Here is a 21,486-nt window from a genome sequence, read left to right on the forward strand (position 1 = left end):
TACACCCTGTCCGGTTTCATGGCAGCTCTGGCTGGTATCGTTTCCATCGGTCGTTCCGGTATCTGCAACGGCGTTAACGCAATCCAGCCGTACGATACCGACGCGATCGCAGCCTGCATCATCGGCGGCGCATCCTTCATGGGCGGCAAGGGCACCATGGTTGGTACCATGCTCGGCGCGCTGATCATCGCTGTTCTGCGTAACGGCTTCTCCCTGCTGTCCGTATCTTCGGCAGTACAGAACCTCGTACTCGGCCTGGTTATCATCGGCGCCGTACTGCTCGACGTTACTCGTGAGCGCATGGCTGCTAAGGCTCGCCGTCTGGCTGCTAAGTAATCAGTCCACGCATATCAAACAAAAAAGAGTCGCTGTAAAGCGGCTCTTTTTTGTTGTGGAAAACCCTTTTTCGATTTGCGGAACGGCGGAGTTGCCGTCTGCGGACGGCGGGAACGTGCCGCACGCGCGGCAGGCTCGGCGGCCTGGAGGTCTATCGGGTGAAAGTGCGGCGTGTCAGCGCCGCACAATTTGTTCGGTCAGATGGTAGGATTTTCTATCAATAGATGCAAATGGACGAAAATCGTTACAAATTCTCCGCTCTCAACTCCCCACTCTGAACGCAGTTTACAGCATTTCCTGCGTGATCAACCGCAGATCGGTATAATACAGCTCCCGTTTGGGCTGCACGCCGCGCAGCAGCATTTGATACATCGCCAACACGGCGTGGAACGATTCCTGCGAGAATGACTGACCGATCACGAAATCCACCGTTCCCTCGCGCAGATACCGCTTCGCGGTTGGCGTGAGGTCGTTGCAGACGATATGCGGACGGGTGGTGCGCCGCGCTTTTCGGATGCCCGCGATGCAGCTGGAGAGCGGCTGGCAGGCCATATAGACGGCGTGCAGGCGACTGTCGGCCTGAAGCGCCTGCGCGACGAGTTCACCGGTGAGTTCAGGCATTTCGTTGGTTTCGATCACGCGGTAGGCATCTTCGGAGAAGCCCAGCTCGAGCAGACGGCGGCAAAAGCCGTCCACGCGGCCTTTGTGGGCCTCCATACGCAGATTTCCGGTGACAATGAGAACGTGCTCGGGCGAGCGGATGAGCCGCGCCATGACACCGGCGGCGATAGCGCCTGCGCGGACAAGATCCTGTCCGGCGTGGCACAGACGGCCGCTGTGCGGCACATCGGCATCATAGGTGATGACGGTAACGCCTTTCTGCACCGCCTGCTCGATGGCGGCGCGGACCTCCGGCGTATTCTCGGCACGGATAATGAGTCCGTCCACGCCGGAACGAATCTGTTCGTCCATCGCGCGGAGCAGCTCCTGCATCGTCATGGTGCGCAGCGGCTGCTCGGTCAGTATAAACGCCGGATCGGCGATATAGCGCAGTGCCTTGCGAATGCCGCTGACGATCTGCCGGTTGAAGTGCCCATCCGTCCATTGCGGAATGAGAATAGCCGCTTGCCTGCAATCTGCCGATTTCGGCGGCACTGGAGACTGGTAGCCGAGTTTTTCTGCGGCACGGACAACTTTTTCGCGTATCATCGGATTGACGTTGGGGCGTCCGTGCAGCACACGGTCCACCGTGCCGCGCGACACACCGGACAGCTCTGCGATTTTTTGTATGGTAACTGCCATTGACACATTCTCCTTTTCTACTTCAAAGTATAGGGGAGAGCAGCGCTGACGTCAAGTATAACTACGCACAGTGCACAATCAAAAATGCACTGTCATCTGCTTTTGAGCCTTCATTTTGCCATAAATTTGCGGTGCTTTTTTAGGCAGGCTACCAATGTTTTGGTGGGACGGTTGACCGTGACGGCGGGATTGCGGTACAATGTATACAATGAAGAAAAAAGTGTGAAAAAACGCGGGAATCCGCGAGTATTAACGAGATTTTAAGCGATTATTCTTGCTGTTAAAAGGAGAGGATCAGCATGCTGAATATTGGTGTTATTGGCTGCGGCGCAATTGGCCGCGATCACATTCGACGCCTGACGGACATTGTTCCGGGCTGTCAGGTTGTTGCCTGTGCAGACTATTTTGAAGAAGCTGCGATTAAGGTTGCAGCGCAGTATGAAGGCATGAAGGCATACAAGACCGGCGAGGAGCTGATCGCAGCACCGGAGGTGCAGGCGGTCGTTATCACCTCGTCCGACCCGAGCCACGCAGGCTATGTGCTCGAGGCTCTCAAAGCGGGCAAGCAGGTGTTCTGCGAGAAGCCGCTGGCACAGAACGCAGAGGACTGCGAGAAGATCATCGCCGCAGAAACCGCGCACGGCAAACGTCTGTTGCAGGTGGGCTTCATGCGCCACTATGACCGCGGCTATGCCGAGATGAAGCGCATCATCGACTCCGGCGAGCTGGGTGCACCGCTGATGATTCACGCGTGCCACCGCAACGTGTCTCAGCCGGACGGCTTCCAGACCGAGATGGGCGTTTCCAACGTTGCAATCCATGAGCTGGATATCTGTCGTTGGCTGCTCGGTGACGAGTATAAGAACGGTCAGGTGCTCAAGGTGCGCCAGTCCGCGTGCTCTACCAAGGGTTACGACAACCCGCAGATCGTGCTGCTGGAAACCCAGTCCGGTGCGCGCATCGACGTAGAGGTTCAGGTTGCGGACGCTTACGGTTACGACATCCAGTGTCAGGTCGTCTGCGAGAAGGGCACAGTCAACCTGCCTGATCCGTATGCGGTTGTCAAGCGCTCGAACGCGACCCGTTCGTTCCCGATCCTGACCGACTGGAAGGACCGCTTTATTGAAGCCTATGACATTGAGCTGACCCATTGGGTCAAGACCCTCGAGGAGAAGGGTGAGCCGGATGGTCCGTCCGCATGGGATGGCTACGCTGCCTGCGTTGCAGCAGACACGCTCAACCGTTCCCGCGGCACGAATCAGTTCCTGCCGATCGAGATGATGGATAAACCTGCTCTCTACAAATAATCTCTCATATAAAAGAAAAAGGACCGCTTAGGCGGTCTTTTTTCGCGTTTGCAGAAGTATTTGATATCTTATGGGCGACATGATCTCGTGCCGCAGTTATGCAATCTCGCTCTTGCGAGCGGCGCGGACGAACAGTCCGAGCACGATCAGGCAGAAACACTTAGAAAAGAGCGAAATCGAGGTTTTGAGCGCGCTGTCCAGCAGGACGGCGGCAATATCGCAGATCAGCGGCACGAAAAAGCACAGTCGGATCAGGCGGGACGGATAATCATAGCCGCGTTCCGCGCGAAGCGCCTCCAATCCGGTATACAGAAAGAACTGGGAAACGTACAGGCAAATCACGCCCGCCATGACTACCAGACTCATCACCGTGATGACCGCGGCAGAGTTATAGGGCGGTCGGTCGGTCAGCGCGATCAGAAGCGAGATCAGTCCGACAACGGCTGCGCAGACGCTGATAATGTTGACAGTGAAGGCGCGGTGCAGACGGTCGGACAGCTTGCCGAGTTGATAGAACGGATAAAACTGTGCGACTGCGGCAGCGAGTGCGAGAATATTAGATAACGTGATTTGACCGGCTTCACCGCTGAACAATACGACCGGCAGGTCAATCACGCCGAACAGCACATTCAGAGCATTGAACAGCCAGAACAGCAGCAGCCAGCGGTACGCGGGAGCATTGGGGTTAGCATTCGTCATAGACTCTACCTCCTTTCCATTATCATAGCAGAGAAGATGGAAATGTGCAAGAAAAAGCAGAGCCTTTCGGCTCTGCTTTTGTGCGATTTTACAATATATTAATACTGTACCTGAACCGGCTTGCCGGAGTGGAACGAATCCGTAATCGCGTAGGTAACGAGGGTTGCCTTGGTGCCGTCGTAAACGGTCAGCTCGGGCTTGCGGTCCTTCTGGATGCAGTCGATAAAGTCCACCATTTCGAGCAGGTACGCCTCTGCGAAACGCTGCGGGAAGTTCTCGACGATCTCCTGACGGGCACCGTACTGATCGTAAACCATTACACGGTCCTTCCACGGTACACCGGCTACGCGGATATGCGCCTCGGTGCCGACGATTTCGGTCTCGGTGTGGTAGCCGTGCGGTGCAGTGCGGCCAACGTGCAGGAAAGCGACCGTGCCATTGTCAAACTTGAGCATTGCCATGCCGGTCTCGGTGTCACCGTTCTCGGCAAACTCGGGGTGCTTGAAGTTGGTGCCCGCGGCGTAAACCTCGGTAACCTCACCGCCGAGGAACCAGCGCATCAGGTCAATGTCGTGCGAAGCCGCGTCAATGAAGATGCCGCCCGAGGTCTTGGAGAACTTGATGCAGCTCTCGACCAGTGCTTCCGGGTCCAGGCCGGTAGCCTTTACCAGATACGGCTTGCCGATGCGGCCTGCGTTGATCTGTGCCTTTGCATCCGCGTAGGACGGATCGTAGCGGCGCATAAAGCCAAGGAAGAAGATCTTGTCCGGGTGACGTTCAACGGCAGCCTCAGCGCGCTTGCACTCCTCGAGCGAGCAGCCGAGCGGCTTGTCGGTGAAGACGTGCTTGCCTGCATCGAGCGCGTACTCGATCATCCAGCAGTGCTCCGGAGAGGAGGAGACGATAACGACAGCTTCAATGTCTGCCTCGTCAACCATTTTCTTGTAGTCCGTGGTGGTGTACTCTACCTTGAGGTAGTCCTTTGCCCAGTCCAGCTCCTTCTGCACGAGCGAGCAGGCAGCGACCAGCTTGCAGCCGGGAATCTTGAACGCGAGATTCTGCGCGTGTACCGAACCGAGGCGGCCCAAACCAACGATGCCAACTTTGATTTCCTTCATGTTTGTTCTCCTTTTTATAGAGCGGATTTTCTCTCTACGGCAATCGAACGATTGCCTGTCTCTCTCATAGTAATTCTATCACTGCGTGGACGCGAACGCAAGGAAAAACGACCAAATCAGAGCATTTTTCATACGGTGAAAATTGGCATTTCAGCACTCGGCAGACGAGTGTGATAAAATTCCGACCATCATTTCATAAATTGTTCACAAACAGCACTTGACTTTGTCCGTATGTGGTGGTAAATTAAGTTTAGCACTCGGGGAGATGGAGTGCTAACAACCGAAAGAAAGGAGTCTGCTTCGGTGGAGCTTTCGGAACGTAAAAAACAAATACTCAAAGCCATCATCGGCGATTACATCCGCACGGCTGAACCGGTTGGCTCCAAGGCATTGACCGAGGGACACGAGCTGCCGTTCTCGTCCGCCACCATCCGCAATGAGATGAGTGAACTGGAGGACATGGGCTACCTCGAAAAGCCGCACACCTCTGCGGGACGAATCCCCTCACCGCAGGGTTATCGACTGTATGTGGATGAACTGATGGAGCGCCCGGCCGACAATGCGGAGGACGGAAACGCACTGCAGAACAGTGTGCTTACCAAGGTACGCGAGCTTGACCACCTCATTCAGGAAGCCGGCAAGCTGCTCACCAGTCTGACGAATTACGCGTCGGTTGCTATCACACCGGCCATGACGCAGATCGCCATCCGGCAGTTTGAGATCATTGCAGTCGATAAGATGAATTTCGTAATCGTAGTAGTTACGGATTCGGGCACGGTCAAGAATAAAATGGTCCGCACGGTGGCCGAGGTCTCCAAGGATGAGGCCGAGCTGCTCACCTATGTGCTCAACCAGACGTTGACCGGACTGCCGCTCTCGAGCATCACCGCCGAGCGATTCGACATTGTGCGCCGCGCCGCGGGATTGACCGCGCTGCTCGCTCCGGTGGCCGAGTACATCGCAGAGCTGATCACCGAGCTGAGCGACCAGAAGGTTTACCTCGACGGTGCCAGCAAGCTGCTTCGTTTTCCGGAGTACCGCGATACGAAAAAGGCGCAGACGCTGCTCGATTACATGGAGGACGACCGTAAGCACCTGCTGCCGGCCACCCGCAAGATCGACGGCATCCAGTTCTTCATCGGACCGGAAAACGGTGAAAACCCGCTGAGTGAAACCTCGGCGATTTACGCAAAATACGATATCGGCAAGATCGGTCAGGGTGCGATCGGCATCGTGGGTCCGACCCGCATGGATTACGCCAAGCTGTCCGCACAGCTCAGCCGCTTTGCAAAAGGGCTGAACAAGCTGATTGCCGAGACATTTTTAGATGAAAAAGACGGAAATCATTGATTTCCTGTAAACGGAGGCACAAAACGACATGAGCAAAAAGACAAAGCCGGAGGCGGAAGAGCAGGAGCAGGTAAAGACCGAGGCTCCCGCAGAGGAGACCGCTAAGGCTGATGCAAAGCCCGCGACGGACTGGGAAGCCAAGTATAACGACTTGAACGATCGTTATCTCCGCATGGCGGCGGAGTACGACAACTTCCGCAAGCGCAGCCAGCGCGAGCGCGAGCAGGCGTACACCGATGCAGTCAGCCGCGCCGTAACCGCACTGCTGCCGACCTACGATAACCTCGAGCGGGCGCTCAAGGCAGAGACCGCCGACACCGAATATAAAAAGGGTGTCGAGCTGACCATGACGCAGCTGACCGAAAGCCTCAAGGGCATTAACGTCACCGTCATCGACGCTACCGCAGGCACCGCATTCGATCCGAACTTCCACAACGCGGTTATGCACGTTGAGGATGAAAGCCTCGGTGAGAATGTTATCGCGGAAACCTTCCAGCAGGGCTTCCAGATCGGCGATAAGGTTATTCGCCATGCGATGGTGAAGGTTGCAAACTGATTACTAACTATTAATTAAAGTAAACTAAATCCTAACTATTAAGGAGTGTATTTATTATGGGTAAGATCATTGGTATTGACCTTGGTACGACGAACTCTTGTGTATCTGTTATGGAGGGCGGCGAAGCCGTAGTCATCCCTAACGCTGAGGGTGCGCGCACCACTCCGTCTGTTGTTGCATTTTCCAAGGACGGCGAGCGTATGATCGGTCAGGTCGCTAAGCGCCAGGCTGTAACCAACGCTGACCGTACCATTATTTCTATTAAGCGTCACATGGGCACCGACTACCGCGTAAACATCGACGGCAAGCCGTACTCCCCGCAGGAGATTTCCGCTATGATCCTGCAGAAGCTGAAGGCTGACGCAGAAGCATACCTCGGCCAGCCGGTCAATCAGGCGGTCATCACCGTTCCGGCTTACTTCTCCGACTCGCAGCGTCAGGCTACCAAGGATGCCGGCAAGATCGCAGGTCTGGAAGTTCTGCGTATCATCAACGAGCCGACCGCTGCTGCGCTGGCTTACGGCGTAGATAAGGAATCCGAGCAGAAGATCATGGTTTACGACCTCGGCGGCGGTACGTTCGATGTATCCATCCTGGATATCGGCGAGGGCGTTCTGGAGGTTCTGTCCACCGCAGGTGATACCCACCTCGGCGGCGATGACTTCGACCAGCGCATCATCGACTGGATGGTTGACGAGTTCAAGAAGTCCAACGGCATTGACCTGTCGAATGACCGTATGGCTATGCAGCGCCTGAAGGAAGCTGCTGAGAAGGCAAAGATCGAGCTGTCCGGCATGAGCCAGACCTCCATCAACCAGCCGTATATCACCGCAGACGCAACCGGCCCGAAGCACCTCGAGCTGACCCTGACCCGTGCAAAGTTCAACGAGCTGACCGCAGACCTCGTAGAGCGCACCATGGGCCCGGTTCGTCAGGCTATGAGCGACGCTGGTCTGTCCGCTTCCGATCTGTCCAAGGTTCTGCTGGTTGGCGGTTCCACCCGTATCCCGGCTGTACAGGAGGCTGTTAAGGGCATCACCGGTAAGGAAGGCTTCAAGGGCATCAACCCGGACGAGTGCGTAGCAATCGGCGCATCCATTCAGGGCGGCGTACTTGGCGGCGAGGTCAAGGACGTGCTGCTGCTCGACGTAACTCCGCTGTCCCTCGGCATTGAGACCCTCGGCGGCGTATGCACCAAGCTGATCGACCGCAACACCACCATCCCGACCAAGAAGAGCCAGATCTTCTCCACTGCAGCTGACAACCAGCCGTCGGTTGAGATCCATGTTCTGCAGGGCGAGCGCGAGATGGCTGCGGGCAATAAGACCCTCGGCCGCTTCACCCTCGACGGCATCGCTCCGGCACCGCGCGGCATTCCTCAGATCGAGGTTACCTTCGATATCGACGCAAACGGCATCGTAAACGTATCCGCTAAGGACCTCGGCACCGGCAAGGAGCAGAAGATCACCATCACTGCATCCACCAATCTGTCTCAGGACGAGATCGACAAGGCAATGCACGAGGCTGAGCAGTACGCTGAGCAGGATAAGAAGAACAAGGAAGCAGTTGAGGTTCGCAACAACGCTGAGCAGCTGGTATTCCAGTCCGAGAAGGCACTGACCGATCTGGGCGACAAGCTGTCCGCAGATGAGAAGGCAGGCGTTCAGGCTGAGATCGAAAAGGTTAAGGAAGCGCTCAAGGGCACCGATACCGATATGATCAAGGCTGCAACCGAAGGTCTGTCCAAGAAGTTCTCCGATCTGGCCGGCAAGATCTATCAGCAGCAGGCACCGCAGGGCGACCCGAACATGGGCGGCCAGCCGGGTGCAGGCGCACAGGGCGGCCAGCAGGGCGACTTTGTAGACGCTGACTTCACCGAGGTTAAGGACGACGACAATAAGTAATAAGCAAGAGTGAAGATAGAAGAGTGAAGAGTGGAGAGAAAAACTCCTCACTCTTCACTCTCCACACTCCACTCTAATGGAGAGGCGCACTTTGGTGCGCCTATCCCTGTGTATAGGATGATTTTTTATGGCTGATAAAAGAGATTATTATGAAGTGCTCGGCGTACAGAAGGGCGCAAGTGATGATGAGCTGAAAAAGGCATACCGCAAGCTGGCGCGCAAGTACCACCCGGACCTCAACAAGGATAATCCGGAGGCTGCGGATAAGTTCAAGGAAGTAAACGAAGCATACGAGGTGCTGTCCGACAAGGAGAAGCGCGCCAAGTACGACCAGTTCGGCTTTGCCGGCGTTGACCCGAGCTACGGCGGCGGCGCCGGTGCAGGCGGCTACGGCGGCGGCTTTGACATGGGCGATTTGGGCGACCTGTTCGGCTCATTCTTCGGCGGCGGCTTTGGTGGCGGACGGTCGTCCCGCCGCAACGCACCGCAGCGAGGCGAATCCATCCGTCAGACGGTGATCCTGTCCTTCGAGGAAGCCGCATTCGGCTGTGAGAAGGAGATCACGGTCGAGCGCATCGAATCCTGTGACGACTGCGGCGGCACAGGTGCCGCAAAGGGCACCACGGCGGAGACCTGTCCGAACTGCCGCGGCACCGGCGTTGTTACGCAGACCCAGCGCACGCCGCTCGGCATGTTCCAGACGCAGGGCGCCTGCCCGAACTGCCGCGGCACCGGCAAGATCATCAAGAAGCCGTGTCCGAAGTGCGGCGGTCAGGGTCGTGTCCGCAAGACCCGCAAGTTCAAGGTCAACATTCCGGCAGGTATCGACGATGGTCAGTCCATCCAGCAGCGCGGTCAGGGCAATGCAGGCGTGAACGGCGGTCCCGCAGGCGATCTGTTCGTAACGGTTGCCATCCGTCCGCATCCGATCTTTACCCGCAACGGCTCGGATGTACATGTCGATATTCCGATTTCGTTCGCACAGGCCGCACTCGGCGATACGCTGCAGGTGCCGACCATCGACGGCCGCATCGAGTACAAGATTCCGGAAGGCACGCAGACCGGTACGACGTTCCGCATGCGCGGCAAGGGCATTCAGAATGTCAACGGCCGCGGTCGCGGCGACCAGTACGTCCGCGTAAACATCGAGGTGCCGAAGAACCTGTCCGACAAGCAGAAAAAGCTGCTGCGTGAGTTCGAGGAAACGTCTACCGACGAGAATCAGGTCAAGCGCAAGAGCTTCTGGGATAAGGTAAAGGACGCACTTAAGGATAAATAATTAAAGGAGCTTTGCTTTTTGAAGAAATACGGTGAATTGGATTCGGTAAGCTGACCGGGAGGTCGGCTGAACCCATAAACCACCTCCCCAAAGGACGAATAATATCGACTTTTCAGGAGGAATTCTCATGAATCGGGAGAATAAACGCAAGCAATATCAAAAGGGTTATTACAAAACGCACGCCTGCGACGACAGCTTCACCTGCAGGGTGTGCGGCCGTCCGGTCGTACCGGCAGGCGCGGTGTACTGCACTCTAACCGCGCAGCGGCGGACGATAACCCGATGAAGCTGATGTCCATCGCCATGAAGCCGGTGGCGTTCCCGCCGTTCCCACTGGAGCGGATTGAGGAGCTGACCGCGCTCATGGGCGGAGAAGGCTCGGTAGAATAAAGAAAACCACCCGGGATTTTCTCGGGTGGTTTTTCGTCTGCAGGAGGAAAATAGAATTGAGGATGGTAAATAAAAATGCTCTCTGAATCATCAGAGAGCATTTTTTTTGCACAATTTTAGAGCTGCGGCAGCAGGTTTGCCAGCTCGAGAGCGGCAATCGCTGCATCGGCGCCCTTGTTGCCGGCCTTGGTGCCTGCGCGCTCGATGGCCTGCTCGATGTTCTCAGTGGTAATCACGCCGAACGTTACCGGTACGCCGGTCTGCAGGTTGACCTGTGCGATGCCCTTGGCAGCCTCGTTGCACACGAGGTCGTAGTGGCTGGTCGAGCCGCGGATAACCGCGCCGAGGCAGATAACTGCATCATACTTGCCGCTCTGCGCCAGCTTCTGCGCCGCAAGCGGAATCTCAAATGCACCCGGAACCCATACGAGCGTGATGTCATCCGTGTCCACACCGTGACGTACCAGCGTGTCCTCCGCGCCGGAGATCAGCTTGGAAACGATAAATTCGTTGAAACGTGCACCAACGATTGCAAACTTGCCCTTGGTTGCTACTAACTTGCCTTCGAGTACCTTCATCTTAAAATCTTCCTTTCAATATGGTGAACAGATATATTGCAGAGCGAGGTGAGATCATCCCGCCCTGCGGGATAGATTGATTACAATGTTTCACTAAAGAGGTGTCCCATCTTAATCTTCTTGGTTCTGAGGTAGAACGCGTCGTCCTTCTGCGGTGCAATCTCAATCGGCACGCGCTCGGCGATCTCTACGCCGAAGCCGTCCAGACCGTAAATCTTCTCCGGATTATTGGTCAGCAGGCGCAGCTCCTTCGCGCCGAGGTCCTGCAGGATCTGAGCGCCGATCCAGTATTCACGCAGGTCGGGCGCAAAGCCGAGCTTTACGTTTGCCTCGACTGTATCGAAGCCCTTTTCCTGCAGCTCATACGCCTTCAGCTTGTTGATCAGACCGATGCCGCGGCCTTCCTGGCGCATATAGAGCAGCACGCCACGGCCTTCCTTGTCGATCTGCTGCATGGCTGCCGCAAGCTGCTGACCGCAGTCGCACCGGCGGGAACCGAACACATCGCCGGTCAGACACTCGGAGTGTACGCGGCAGAGCAGGTTCTTGCCATCGCCGATCTCGCCCTTGACGAGCGCAACGTGGTGCTCGCCGGTCAGGTCGTTGACGTAGCCGTAGATGCGGAACTCACCGAAACGGGTCGGCATTTTCGCACAGGCTTCGCGGACAACGTGCTTATCATGACGGCGGCAGTAGTCCTGCAGGTCCTTGATAGTGATGATCTTGAGACCCCATTCCTTGGCCTTCTCCATCAGCTCGGGCGTGCGCATCATCGTGCCGTCATCGCGCATGATCTCACAGCACAGACCGCACTGCTCGAGTCCGGCCAGACGGCACAGATCGACAGTCGCCTCGGTGTGGCCGTTGCGGGTCAGCACACCGCCGCGGCGTGCGACGAGCGGGAAAACGTGTCCCGGACGGCGGAGTTCCTCCGGCTTGGTGTGGATATCCGCACATTTGCGGCAGGTAAAGCCGCGTTCCTCGGCGGAAATGCCGGTCGTGGTGTCCACATGGTCGATGGAGACCGTGAACGCGGTGTGGTGGTTGTCGGTGTTGACCTTTACCATCTGCTCGAGACCGAGACGGAGTGCAACCTGCTCACTCATCGGTGTGCAGATCAGGCCCTTGGCATGGGTCGCCATAAAGTTGACGTTCTCGGTCGTGGCAAACTGTGCCGCGCAGATGAGGTCGCCCTCGTTTTCGCGGTCCGGGTCATCAATGGTGAGGATGAGGTGTCCGGCGCGAAGCTCTTCGAGCGCCTCTTCAACTGTATTGAACTGATATTCCATAAGAGAAAACCTCCGTTAAAATCCGTGTTGTGCAAGAAAATCCATCGTAATACCGCTGGATTTGTGCGGCGTGAGCATTTTTTCAACGTATTTGCCGATCACATCACATTCGAGGTTGACCGGCTCGCCCGGCTTTTTGCCGAGCAGAATGGTCTGTGCGCCGGTGTGCGGAATGATGGAGACCGAAAAGTCGGTGTCCGTCACAGCCGCCACGGTAAGGCTGACGCCATCAATGGCGATCGAGCCTTTTTCGACGATGTACCGGAGCAGGGGAGCCGGTGTTTTGATCGTCACCCACACGGCGTTGTCCTCGCGCCGCTGCGAGAGAACCGAGCCGGTGCCGTCGATATGGCCGGATACGATATGACCGCCGAACCGTCCGTCGGCAGGCATCGCGCGCTCCAGATTGACCGGCGAGCCGCTCTGCAGACTGCCGAGCGCGGAGCGCCGCAAGCTCTCCGCCATCACGTCGGCGCTGAAGCTGTCGTCCGTCAGCGTGACCACGGTCAGGCATACGCCGTTCGTGGCAATGCTGTCACCGATTTTTGTATTTTCGAGCACGGTATTCGCTGCAATCGTCAGCCGAGCGCCCTTTGCGCCGCGCTCGATGCGCCGCACCGTACCGATTTCTTCGATAAGTCCAGTAAACATTACAATCTCCCTTCAATCAGGAAATCTTCGTCCATCGGCGTGCAGGTCACGTCCTTCAGCGGAAGCGCCTGCACCATCTTGTCAAATCCCAGACCTCCGACCGGACTTTTTGCGCCTGCACCGCCGATGATTTTCGGGGCGATGTACGCTTGCACGCGGTGCACCACACCGGCCTCCAGCGCGGAGAACGCAAGTGCCGAGCCGCCTTCGAGAAGCAGACCGTCGATGCCGAGTGCGCCGAGCTGGCGCATCAGATCGGCAAGGTCTACGCGCTCGTTTTTCGTTTTGCATTCGAGAATGTGTACACCGTGCCGTTCCAGTTCAGCGGTGCGCTCATTTCGATCGACGACCGCGATATAGGTCGGGATTTTGTTCGCCGTCTGTACGATTCTGCTGTCGATCGGCGTTCTTGCGCGGCTGTCGCAGATTACGCGGATCGGATCGCGCCCGCCGTCAATGCGGCAGGTGAGCAGCGGATCGTCCTCAAGCACGGTGCCGATGCCGACCATGATGGCGGGCAGCCGATTGCGCGTTTTGTGCACATGACGGCGGGCGGTCTCGCCGGTAACCCAGCGGCTGTCACCGGTGTGCGCGGCGATTTTGCCGTCGAGCGTCATCGCGTACTTGAGCGTCACAAACGGCGTTTTGTGCGTGATGTAGTGAAAGAAAACTTCATTCACGCGGCGGCATTCGTCCTCGCACACGCCGGTCTCTACTTCAATGCCTGCGTCGCGCAGGATCTGTGCGCCTTTGCCGGCTACCAGCGGGTTCGGGTCCAGACAGCCGACGAACACGCGGCCGATCTTGTGCTCGATGACTGCGTCTGTGCACGGCGGCGTGCGTCCCCAGTGGCAGCACGGCTCGAGTGTGACGTAAAGGTCTGCGCCCGTGCAGTCCTCGGTGCAGTGCGCGAATGCATTGCGCTCGGCATGCAGGCCGCCGATGTGCTCGTGCCAGCCTTCACCGATGATTTTTCCGTCCTTGACGATGACGCAGCCGACCATCGGATTCGGGTTGACGTGACCGGCTCCGCGCTGGGCCAGCGCCAGCGCCCGACGCATATATTCCTGTTTTTGCTCCTGCATAGAATCACCTGATATAATTCTGTAGAAAATTTCACAATAGTTTGGCGACAGCCATAAAAAAACGTCCCAAAGATAGAATCTTCGGGACGCTGAAAAAAGCATTGTGAAAATAAAAAGTCTGAAACACCGAATCGGCATTTCAGAACAGCAAACAAACGGAAAATCTTTCCGTGCATTCTTCTTTTATCCAGACTATACTGTCGGCCTCGGAATTTCACCGAATCATGCTTCCGCCGAATGGCATCCGCTCGCGGGCTGTACCGCCGGTAGGGAATTGCACCCTGCCCTGAAGAATCAAATATTTGGTTTTGCGGGGCAGAGCCTTTATTGTTCCGCCTGAGGAAAGTATAGTCCCAAGCGGAGAAAAATGCAAGAGTTTTTTGAAAAAATAATTTTACAGAATATGTGAATGCAAACAAAGCACCGTAAAAGTTCGAAAAAGACTGGAAAATACGCTGATAACGCATAAAAAATATAAAATGACCATACGGTTGTTATTGATAATTTTCCGTTTTCCATTACCAATTTTCAATTTGCTCCGGTTGTGCTATAATCAAATAGCTATGAAATGAAAGGAGAGTGTGCCATGCGGATCTGGACCGGACGAGCGGGGAGCGGCAAGACAACGGCCATCCTGCGGGAGATCGCGGCGCTGAGTGAAAAGGGAGAGGGACGGCAGATTCTGCTCGTGCCCGAGCTGAACTCGCACCTGATGGAGAGACGGCTTGCCGCAGCCACGCACAACCACGGCGCACGCACGGCCGAGGTGCTGACGTTCTCACGATTGGCTGACCGTGTGTTCTCTGAGGTCGGCGGACTGGCACAGCAGATGCTGACGCCGGCAGGTCAGCTTTTGACCTTGCAGGAGGCGGCACGCCGTGTGCAGGGCGGGCTGAGTGCGTGGAAGGGTCTGGCAGACAAGCCGGAGCTGCTGCAGGAGGCGCTGCGGCTGATCGACGAGTGCAAAACCTGTGCAGTCGCACCGGAGACGCTGTTTGCGGCTGCCGAGGAGAGTGAGGACGCGGTACTTGCAGAAAAATTGTCCGATCTTGCACAGATTTTGACGGCATATGAGCGCCTGTGCGAGGAGTCTTTGCCTGACCCGAGAGACCGTCTGACACACCTGCGCGACCGTCTGGCAGAAAGCCACACGTTGGACGGTGCAGCGGTCTATCTGGATGGTTTTCTCGGCTTTACCGTGCAGGAAAGTGCAGTAGTTGATGCCATGCTGGCGGCGGGTGTGCCGCTCGCTGCAGCGGTAACCTGCGATACGGATTACCCGGAGATTTTCCTTACCGGCTGTAAAACAGTGCAGAAATTAACCCGGATGGCAAAGCATCATAACCAGACGGTCGAGCGCATCGAACTGGGCGAAAGCAAGGTGGCCCGACCGGCGGGACTGGCTGCGCTCGAACGCGAAAGCCTGCTGCCGGTGCGTGCCCCGCAGGAGAGCGCGGACGGCGTTCGGCTGTACGAGGCGGCTTCACCGTTTGACGAGTGTGAGCATGCGGCGGCCTACATTCGGCGCAAGGTGCGGGACGAAGGCGCGCGCTGCCGCGATTTTGTGGTTGCGGCACGCGATATCGAGCCGTACAGCGCGTTCCTTGCAATGGCGATGGCGCGGTACGACATTCCGGTATTCCTCGCGGAAAAGCCGGATCTGCTGTCCCGTCCGCCGATGGCGCTGGTCACGAATGCGCTGGAAGCGGTGCGAAATCACTTCCGATATGAAGATCTATTCTCCTGTCTCAAGACCGGACTCGCGGGCTTGGATTGGGACGAAATTGACAAATTAGAGAACTATGTGCTCACCTGGAACATCCGCGGCGGAGCATGGGAACGCGAGTGGACCGAGCATCCGGACGGCTATGGTCTGTCCATCGACGAGAACGCGAAGGCACAGCTTGCCGAGCTGAACACACTCCGCAAACGAGCAATCGCGCCGTTCTCCGCACTGCGCGAGGCACTTGCAGGTGAGCAGCCTGCAGGTGACTGCGTGCGTACGCTCTATGCATTCCTTCTCGCGGTGGATGCGCCGCAGCGCATGACCGACCGCGCCGCCGGACACGAGCAGGCGGGCCGTCTGCAGCTGGCCGATGAGTACCGCCAGCTGTGGGAAATCCTGGTTTCTGCGATGGAGCAGTTCGCGTGGGTGTGCGGGGATATGCCGCTGACGCTCGACCGTTTCGCGCAGCTGTTCCGGCTGGTGCTCGGCGAGTACGATGTGGGTACGATTCCGGTTTCGCTCGACCGCGTGACCTGCGGCAACATCGAGCGTGCGTGTACGGAAAATGCGAAATATGTCATCCTGCTGGGCGTTAACGACGGCCTGATACCGAAAACCCCATCCTCGACCTCGCTGCTGAGTGACATGGACCGCGACAAAATGGATGCGCTCGGCGTGGAACTCAAAGCCTACGGCGAGGAACGCCTGTTGATGGAGCAGGAAACGCTCTATCGGGCACTTGCGTGCCCGACAGACGAGCTGCTGCTGACGTATCACACCATCGACGCAGGCGGCGGTGAAACGCGGCCGTCCTACTTCGTGAACACAGTGCGGGAGCTGCTGCCGGATGTGCCGTTTTCCACCCACCGGACGGAGACCGTGCGCGACCGCCTGCAGGCGGAACGACCGGCGGTCGAACTCGCGTGCGCGTATCTTTCGGGCGACCGGACAGCCGCTGTGCGGGCCGCCTATGACTACTATAAGGATGATGAGCGAGTCAAAAACGCGCAGGCGCAGCGACGCGGCAGAGGACCGCTGAGCAGTCCGCACACGATTGACGGATTGTACGGAAAAAGTCTTAATCTGACGGATTCGCGCGTGGATACGTTCTATTCCTGCCGGTTTGCGTTCTTTATGCAGTACGGTTTGAAGGCCAAGCCGCGCCGCGTGGCGAGGTTTGATGCGCTCTCGACCGGCACGTTCATCCACTATGTGCTCGAGCATGCGCTGGATGCTCTTGGAAAGTGCGAGGGCGGCGCCGCCCATGCCGATCAGCCGACCGTGCGCAAAGCCTGCCGTGAAGCGGTACGGCAGTATGTCGCGGAGGAACTGGGCGGCCTGGAGAACAAAACCGCGCGTTTCCAGTACCTGTTCCGCCGACTGGTGCGCGCCGTGGAGCAGATCCTCGACAACGTGATCGAAGAACTGCGCGTATCCGACTTTGCGCCGATCGACTATGAGCTGGACTTCTCGCGCAGCGGCGACCTGCCGCCCGTGCAGTGCGAGGACGGCGATGTGTCGGTTTCGCTCTCCGGCAAGGTGGACCGCGTGGATGGCTACATCAAAAACGGCCGCCTCTATCTGCGCGTTATGGACTATAAAAGCGGAAAAAAGTCATTTTCGCTGTCCGACATCTGGTATGGACTCAACATGCAGCTTATCATCTATCTGTACGCGCTGCAGCAGGAGGGGCTTGACCGCTATCGAGCCCGCCTGACTGCCGAGCTGAACGAAATCGTACCGGCGGGTGTGCTGTACGTTCCGGTGCGTGATGAGCTGCCGGACGCGGCGCGCGACACGGACGAGGAAGGGCTGCGCATCCTGCGCGATAAGGCGCTGCGGCGTTCGGGTCTGCTGAGCGACGATATGTCGCTGCTCGAGGCGATGGAGCACGGTCTGGAGGGTGATGGACGATTTATTCCGGTCTCTATCAAGACCAGGAAGGGTGAGGATGAGCCGACGCTTGCCGCCAAGTCTGCGGTAGCCGATCTGGCGAAATTCGGCAGACTGGCACGATACACGCAGAAAAAGCTGCTCGAAATGGGACAGGCTCTGCGAAACGGCAGCATTGAAGCCGACCCGTGCAAGACCGACCGCAGCTACTGCGAATGGTGTGATTTCCGGGCAGCCTGCCGGTTCGATGAGACCGCCGGAGACAAGGTGCGCTGGCTGAAAAACATCAAGGACAAGGAATTCTGGGAGCAGTTAGGAGGGGACGACAATGCCGAAGTGGACACCTGATCAGCAGACCGCGATCGACGACCGCGGCGGTGCACTGCTGGTTTCAGCGGCAGCCGGCTCGGGCAAGACAGCCGTGCTGACCGAGCGCGTGCTCCGGCGGCTGACGGACGAGAACGATCCGGTCGATATCGACCGCCTGCTGCTGGTTACGTTTACCAACGCGGCGGCAGCCGAAATGCGTGAGCGAATCGGTGCGGCACTCGGTGCGGCTGTAGCCGCAAACCCGCGGGATACCCGTCTGCGGCGGCAGCTGTTCCTCGTGCACCGCGCGAAAATCACGACCGTGCACGCGCTGTGTCTGTCGCTCGCGCGCGAGCAGGCGGCGGTGCTCGGTATCGCACCCGACTTCCGCCTGATGGACGAAAACGAGGGCAAGCTGCTTCGCGCCGAGGTGCTCGAAGAAGTGCTCGACACGGCCTATGAGCAGGCGGATGAGAAGTTTTTTGCGCTCTGCGATCTGCTGACGGCGGGGCGCGACGACCAAAAGCTGGGCGAGGTCATTCTCGGCACCTACGAGAAGATTCAGGCGCATCCTGATCCGCGGGCGTTCCTCGAGGATGTGCGCGCCGGATTGTACACGCGCGGCATGGACACGCCGCACGGCCGTGTTCTGCGCGAGCAGGCGAAGTCGGCGGCACAGCACGGTGCGGCATTTCTGCACATGGCTGTGGATGAATTGACCGGCATTGATGAGCTGGCGGACAACTATCTGCCCGCGCTGACGAGCGACTTAAATCAGGCCGAGCGTCTGCTGGACGCACTGTTTGGCGGCAGCTGGGATGACTGCGTGAAGGCTGCCCGGTCGATTTCGTTTGACCGACTGAAGGCCGCGAGAAAATTTGAGGACAAGGCGTTCCTCGAGCAGATCAAGGCCATGCGCGAGGAGTGGAAGGGCGTTGCCAATAACATTCGGGAGAAATGGCTGACCGTCACCGCAGAGGAAGCGGAGTACGACCGCGGCCTAACAGCCCCCGCGCTGTTCGCGCTCATTGACATGGTAAACGCCTTTGACGATGCCTTTACGGCAGCGAAACGTGCGAGAAATGCTGCGGATTTCAACGATTTGGAGCACTTTGCCGTGCGTCTGCTGTATACAGACGGCAAGCCGTCCACACTGGCGAAAACCATGTCCGAGCAGTTCACCGAAATTGCGGTGGACGAGTATCAGGACACCAACGCCGTGCAGGATGCCATCTTCCGCGCACTCTCCAGAAACGAGACCAACCTGTTCATGGTCGGTGACGTCAAGCAGAGCATTTACGGCTTTCGACTGGCTGACCCGTCCATTTTCCTTGAGAAATACCGCAGCTTCGATGAGGTGGCGGACGCCGCTGACGGGCAGCCGCGCCGTGTCGTGCTCGGGCAGAATTTCCGTTCACGAGCGGCCGTGCTGGACGCGTGCAACTATCTGTTTGCCGCCGTCATGGGCGAGACCGTGGGCGATCTCGTGTACACGGACAAGGAGGCGCTGCACCTCGGCGCGGACTACTATCCGGAGGCCGGAAACGAGCGGTACAAGACCGAAGTCCTGCTCGTGGACGCGGACGGACTCGGCGAGGACGATGATGCGCCGGACAAGACCGAACTCGAAGCACGGCTTGCCGCGAAGCGAATTCGTGCGCTGCTCGACGAAGGCTTTCCGGTGACGGATAAGCAGACCGGAAAGCTGCGTCCGGTCACGCCGGGCGATATCGTAATCCTGCTGCGCTCGCCCAGAAGCAAGGCGCCGACCTACATTGCGGAGCTGGAGCGCATCGGCGTAACAGCCAGCGCCGAGCAGCGCGGCGGCCTGCTGGAGACTGCCGAGGTCGGCACGATGGTGTCGCTGCTCAGCGTCATTGACAACCCGCGGCAGGATGTTGACCTTATCGGCGTGATGCGTTCGCCGCTGTTCGGATTCACCGAGCAGGAACTGGCGGATATTCGCCTTGTGGACCGCAAGATCAGCTATTATGACGCGCTGCTGCAGGCGAGAACAGATTTTCCCAAGGTGGAAACCTTCCTGCAGCGGCTGGACTTTCTGCGCACCTTTGCGTGCGATCAGCCGGTGTACCGCCTGCTGTGGGAGATTTACGACCAGACCGGCGCGCTCGGTCTGTACGGCGCTCTGCCGAACGGCGCACAGCGTCAGAGCAACCTGCTGACATTCTTCGAGCGGGCGCGCTCGTTTGAGGGACAGGGATTCCGCGGCCTGTTTGACTTTGTGCGCCTGCTGCGCGGCATGCTCGAACAGGGCGAGGATTTCCAGACGGTCGGCGCCGAGGCCACCGGCGGTGCGGTCCGCATTCTGTCCATCCACAAGTCCAAGGGACTGGAATTTCCGGTTGTTATCGTGGCGGACTGCGCCAAGCAGTTCAACGACAGTGACCTTAAGGAGCCGGTGCTCGTGCACCAGAACCTCGGCTTTGGCAGTAAGTGCCGCGACCGTGACCGCGGTGTGCAGTACGACACAGCCGAGCGCATTGCAGTCTCGGTGCAGATGCGCCGCGAGATGATATCCGAAGAGCTGCGCGTATTATATGTAGCGATGACGCGTGCAAAGGAAAAGCTGATTCTGACGGCAGCCACCGGCAGTCTGCGGAATTCGCTGAAAAAATGGTCGCTGCTGGCGTCGCTCGACGAGCTGCCGCAGTACGCCATGGGTGCGGCGCGCACGCCGCTTGCGTGGATTCTGACACCGCTGCTGCGGCATCCATGCGCGCGTGCCTTCCGCGAGGAGTATGCGCCCGAGGTGCCCGAGCACGGCACGGACAATGATGCGTTTATGCTCAAGGTGTATTATCCGAGCGACCTGCAGCCGCAGGAAACTGAAATCCTGCGTTTCGAGGACAGGGAGACCGGCGACTGCACCGTGCAGCCGCACTTCGACTACCCGTATGCTTACCTCGCGGAGCTGCCGAGTAAGCTGACCGCCACCGGTGTCGGCCGCGGCTACCGTGCAGACGAGGCCGCCGAGCAGACACCGCCTCCGCGGAAGGAGGTGCAGCTGCGCGCGCCGCTGTTCGAGCAGGGAGAAAAAAAGCTGACGCCTGCCGAGATCGGCACAGCACACCACCTGTTTATGCAGTTCTGCGACTTTGATGCCGCCTGTGCGCCGAACGGCGTGGAAAACGAGCTGAACCGTCTGGCGGAAAAGAAGATTTTGTCCACAGAACAGGCGCATGCTGTGGATAAACGCAAGATCGAACGGTTTTTCGCCTCCGACCTGTACAAAACCTTTATGGCGGAAAATAAGGTGCGGCGTGAGTTCAAGTTCTCCGTGCTTGTTCCGGCGCAAGCGTATTTTCCGGTCGCGGCGGATGCACCCGAGGAAAACGTGCTCCTGCAGGGCGTTATCGACTGCCTGATTGAAACCGGGGACGGCTTTGTTATCCTTGACTTCAAGACCGACCGCATCAAGAAGGGCGGTGCGGTCGAGAGAGCCGAGCAGTACCGTCCGCAGCTGGCCGCCTACGCACGTGCCGTGCATGAGATTTACGGCAGACCGGTCCGCGCATGTGTGCTGTACTTTTTCCACACCGGCGATACCGAATGGGTGTCGCTCGACGAGACCTGACGGCATTCGACCGCACAGCAGTTAAGAGTGTGTTAAGATTCATTTGCACGCATTGACATTGCGGCCGCACGATGGTAAATTGAGTACAACAAAAGCAAAGGGGCACCGGAAAAATACCG

Annotated in this window: 15 protein-coding genes, 1 pseudogene and 1 riboswitch; of the genes and pseudogenes, 9 read left to right on the top strand and 7 right to left on the bottom strand. The window is 57.9% G+C overall.

The features are described from left to right. On the top strand, nt 1-336 hold a 336-nt coding region (locus IEY11_RS00005; protein ID WP_407926629.1), incomplete at its 5' end, for an ABC transporter permease. Nucleotides 337-621: 285 nt separating this feature from the next. Here IEY11_RS00005 and IEY11_RS00010 read toward each other — a convergent pair. Next, entirely contained in the window at nt 622-1,638 is a 1,017-nt protein-coding gene (locus IEY11_RS00010) for a LacI family DNA-binding transcriptional regulator (RefSeq protein ID WP_188885410.1), read from the bottom strand. Between the two features lie 299 nt (nt 1,639-1,937). Between IEY11_RS00010 and IEY11_RS00015 the strand changes: the two genes are divergently transcribed. Continuing rightward, the gene (locus IEY11_RS00015; protein WP_188885411.1) at nt 1,938-2,945 is read left to right on the top strand and encodes a Gfo/Idh/MocA family protein; all 1,008 of its coding nucleotides are present in this window, start codon (nt 1,938-1,940) and stop codon (nt 2,943-2,945) included. Nucleotides 2,946-3,041: 96 nt separating this feature from the next. On the opposite strand, the gene IEY11_RS00020 is transcribed toward IEY11_RS00015, so the two are convergent. Continuing rightward, nucleotides 3,042-3,644 carry a hypothetical protein gene (locus tag IEY11_RS00020; RefSeq protein WP_188885412.1) on the bottom strand — a complete coding sequence of 201 codons (603 nt, stop codon included), beginning with the start codon at nt 3,642-3,644 and terminating at the stop codon, nt 3,042-3,044. 98 nt (nt 3,645-3,742) lie between these two features. After that, nucleotides 3,743-4,762: a Gfo/Idh/MocA family protein gene (locus IEY11_RS00025; RefSeq protein WP_188885413.1), complete on the bottom strand. Its 1,020-nt coding sequence runs from the start codon at nt 4,760-4,762 to the stop codon at nt 3,743-3,745. A gap of 303 nt (nt 4,763-5,065) precedes the next feature. On the opposite strand from IEY11_RS00025, the gene hrcA reads away from it, so the two are divergent. The 5 genes and pseudogenes from hrcA (at nt 5,066) to IEY11_RS00050 (ending at nt 10,241) form a co-directional block, all read left to right on the top strand. Then, nucleotides 5,066-6,112, top strand: coding sequence for a heat-inducible transcriptional repressor HrcA (gene hrcA / locus IEY11_RS00030; protein WP_158557228.1), 1,047 nt, complete (start codon nt 5,066-5,068; stop codon nt 6,110-6,112). A 28-nt stretch (nt 6,113-6,140) separates the two neighbouring features. Next, on the top strand, nt 6,141-6,668 hold the full coding sequence (grpE, locus tag IEY11_RS00035; protein WP_118729012.1) for a nucleotide exchange factor GrpE: 528 nt from the start codon (nt 6,141-6,143) through the stop codon (nt 6,666-6,668). A 56-nt stretch (nt 6,669-6,724) separates the two neighbouring features. Beyond that, the gene (gene dnaK / locus IEY11_RS00040; RefSeq protein ID WP_118729011.1) at nt 6,725-8,572 is read left to right on the top strand and encodes a molecular chaperone DnaK; all 1,848 of its coding nucleotides are present in this window, start codon (nt 6,725-6,727) and stop codon (nt 8,570-8,572) included. Nucleotides 8,573-8,699: 127 nt separating this feature from the next. Next, entirely contained in the window at nt 8,700-9,851 is a 1,152-nt protein-coding gene (gene dnaJ / locus IEY11_RS00045; protein ID WP_118729010.1) for a molecular chaperone DnaJ, read from the top strand. A gap of 127 nt (nt 9,852-9,978) precedes the next feature. Next, nucleotides 9,979-10,241, top strand: a pseudogene (locus IEY11_RS00050) (hypothetical protein). 116 nt (nt 10,242-10,357) lie between these two features. Here the strand turns inward: IEY11_RS00050 and ribH are convergent. From ribH to ribD, 4 genes are all read right to left on the bottom strand, one after another. After that, nucleotides 10,358-10,819 carry a 6,7-dimethyl-8-ribityllumazine synthase gene (ribH, locus tag IEY11_RS00055; protein ID WP_117554956.1) on the bottom strand — a complete coding sequence of 154 codons (462 nt, stop codon included), beginning with the start codon at nt 10,817-10,819 and terminating at the stop codon, nt 10,358-10,360. Nucleotides 10,820-10,899: 80 nt separating this feature from the next. Further along, nucleotides 10,900-12,108 (bottom strand): bifunctional 3,4-dihydroxy-2-butanone-4-phosphate synthase/GTP cyclohydrolase II, encoded by a 1,209-nt coding sequence (locus IEY11_RS00060; protein ID WP_119189951.1) that lies wholly within the window; start codon nt 12,106-12,108, stop codon nt 10,900-10,902. Nucleotides 12,109-12,123: 15 nt separating this feature from the next. Further along, a complete protein-coding gene (locus IEY11_RS00065) occupies nt 12,124-12,759 on the bottom strand; it encodes a riboflavin synthase (protein WP_188885414.1) in 636 nt (211 codons plus the stop codon). Further along, entirely contained in the window at nt 12,759-13,844 is a 1,086-nt protein-coding gene (gene ribD, locus IEY11_RS00070) for a bifunctional diaminohydroxyphosphoribosylaminopyrimidine deaminase/5-amino-6-(5-phosphoribosylamino)uracil reductase RibD (RefSeq protein WP_188885415.1), read from the bottom strand. Before ribD ends, IEY11_RS00065 begins: the two co-directional genes overlap by 1 nt. A gap of 171 nt (nt 13,845-14,015) precedes the next feature. After that, nucleotides 14,016-14,142: riboswitch (FMN riboswitch) on the bottom strand. A 288-nt stretch (nt 14,143-14,430) separates the two neighbouring features. Here ribD and IEY11_RS00075 point away from each other — a divergent pair. Together IEY11_RS00075 and addA are read left to right on the top strand one after the other, a co-directional pair. Then, nucleotides 14,431-17,811 (top strand): PD-(D/E)XK nuclease family protein, encoded by a 3,381-nt coding sequence (locus tag IEY11_RS00075; protein WP_188885416.1) that lies wholly within the window; start codon nt 14,431-14,433, stop codon nt 17,809-17,811. Beyond that, a complete protein-coding gene (addA, locus tag IEY11_RS00080) occupies nt 17,792-21,367 on the top strand; it encodes a helicase-exonuclease AddAB subunit AddA (RefSeq protein WP_188885417.1) in 3,576 nt (1,191 codons plus the stop codon). The genes IEY11_RS00075 and addA overlap by 20 nt, the downstream gene beginning before the upstream one ends. Nucleotides 21,368-21,486 lie beyond the last annotated feature (119 nt).

Source organism: Butyricicoccus faecihominis (assembly GCF_014648015.1).
Lineage (GTDB): Bacteria > Bacillota > Clostridia > Oscillospirales > Butyricicoccaceae > Agathobaculum > Agathobaculum butyriciproducens.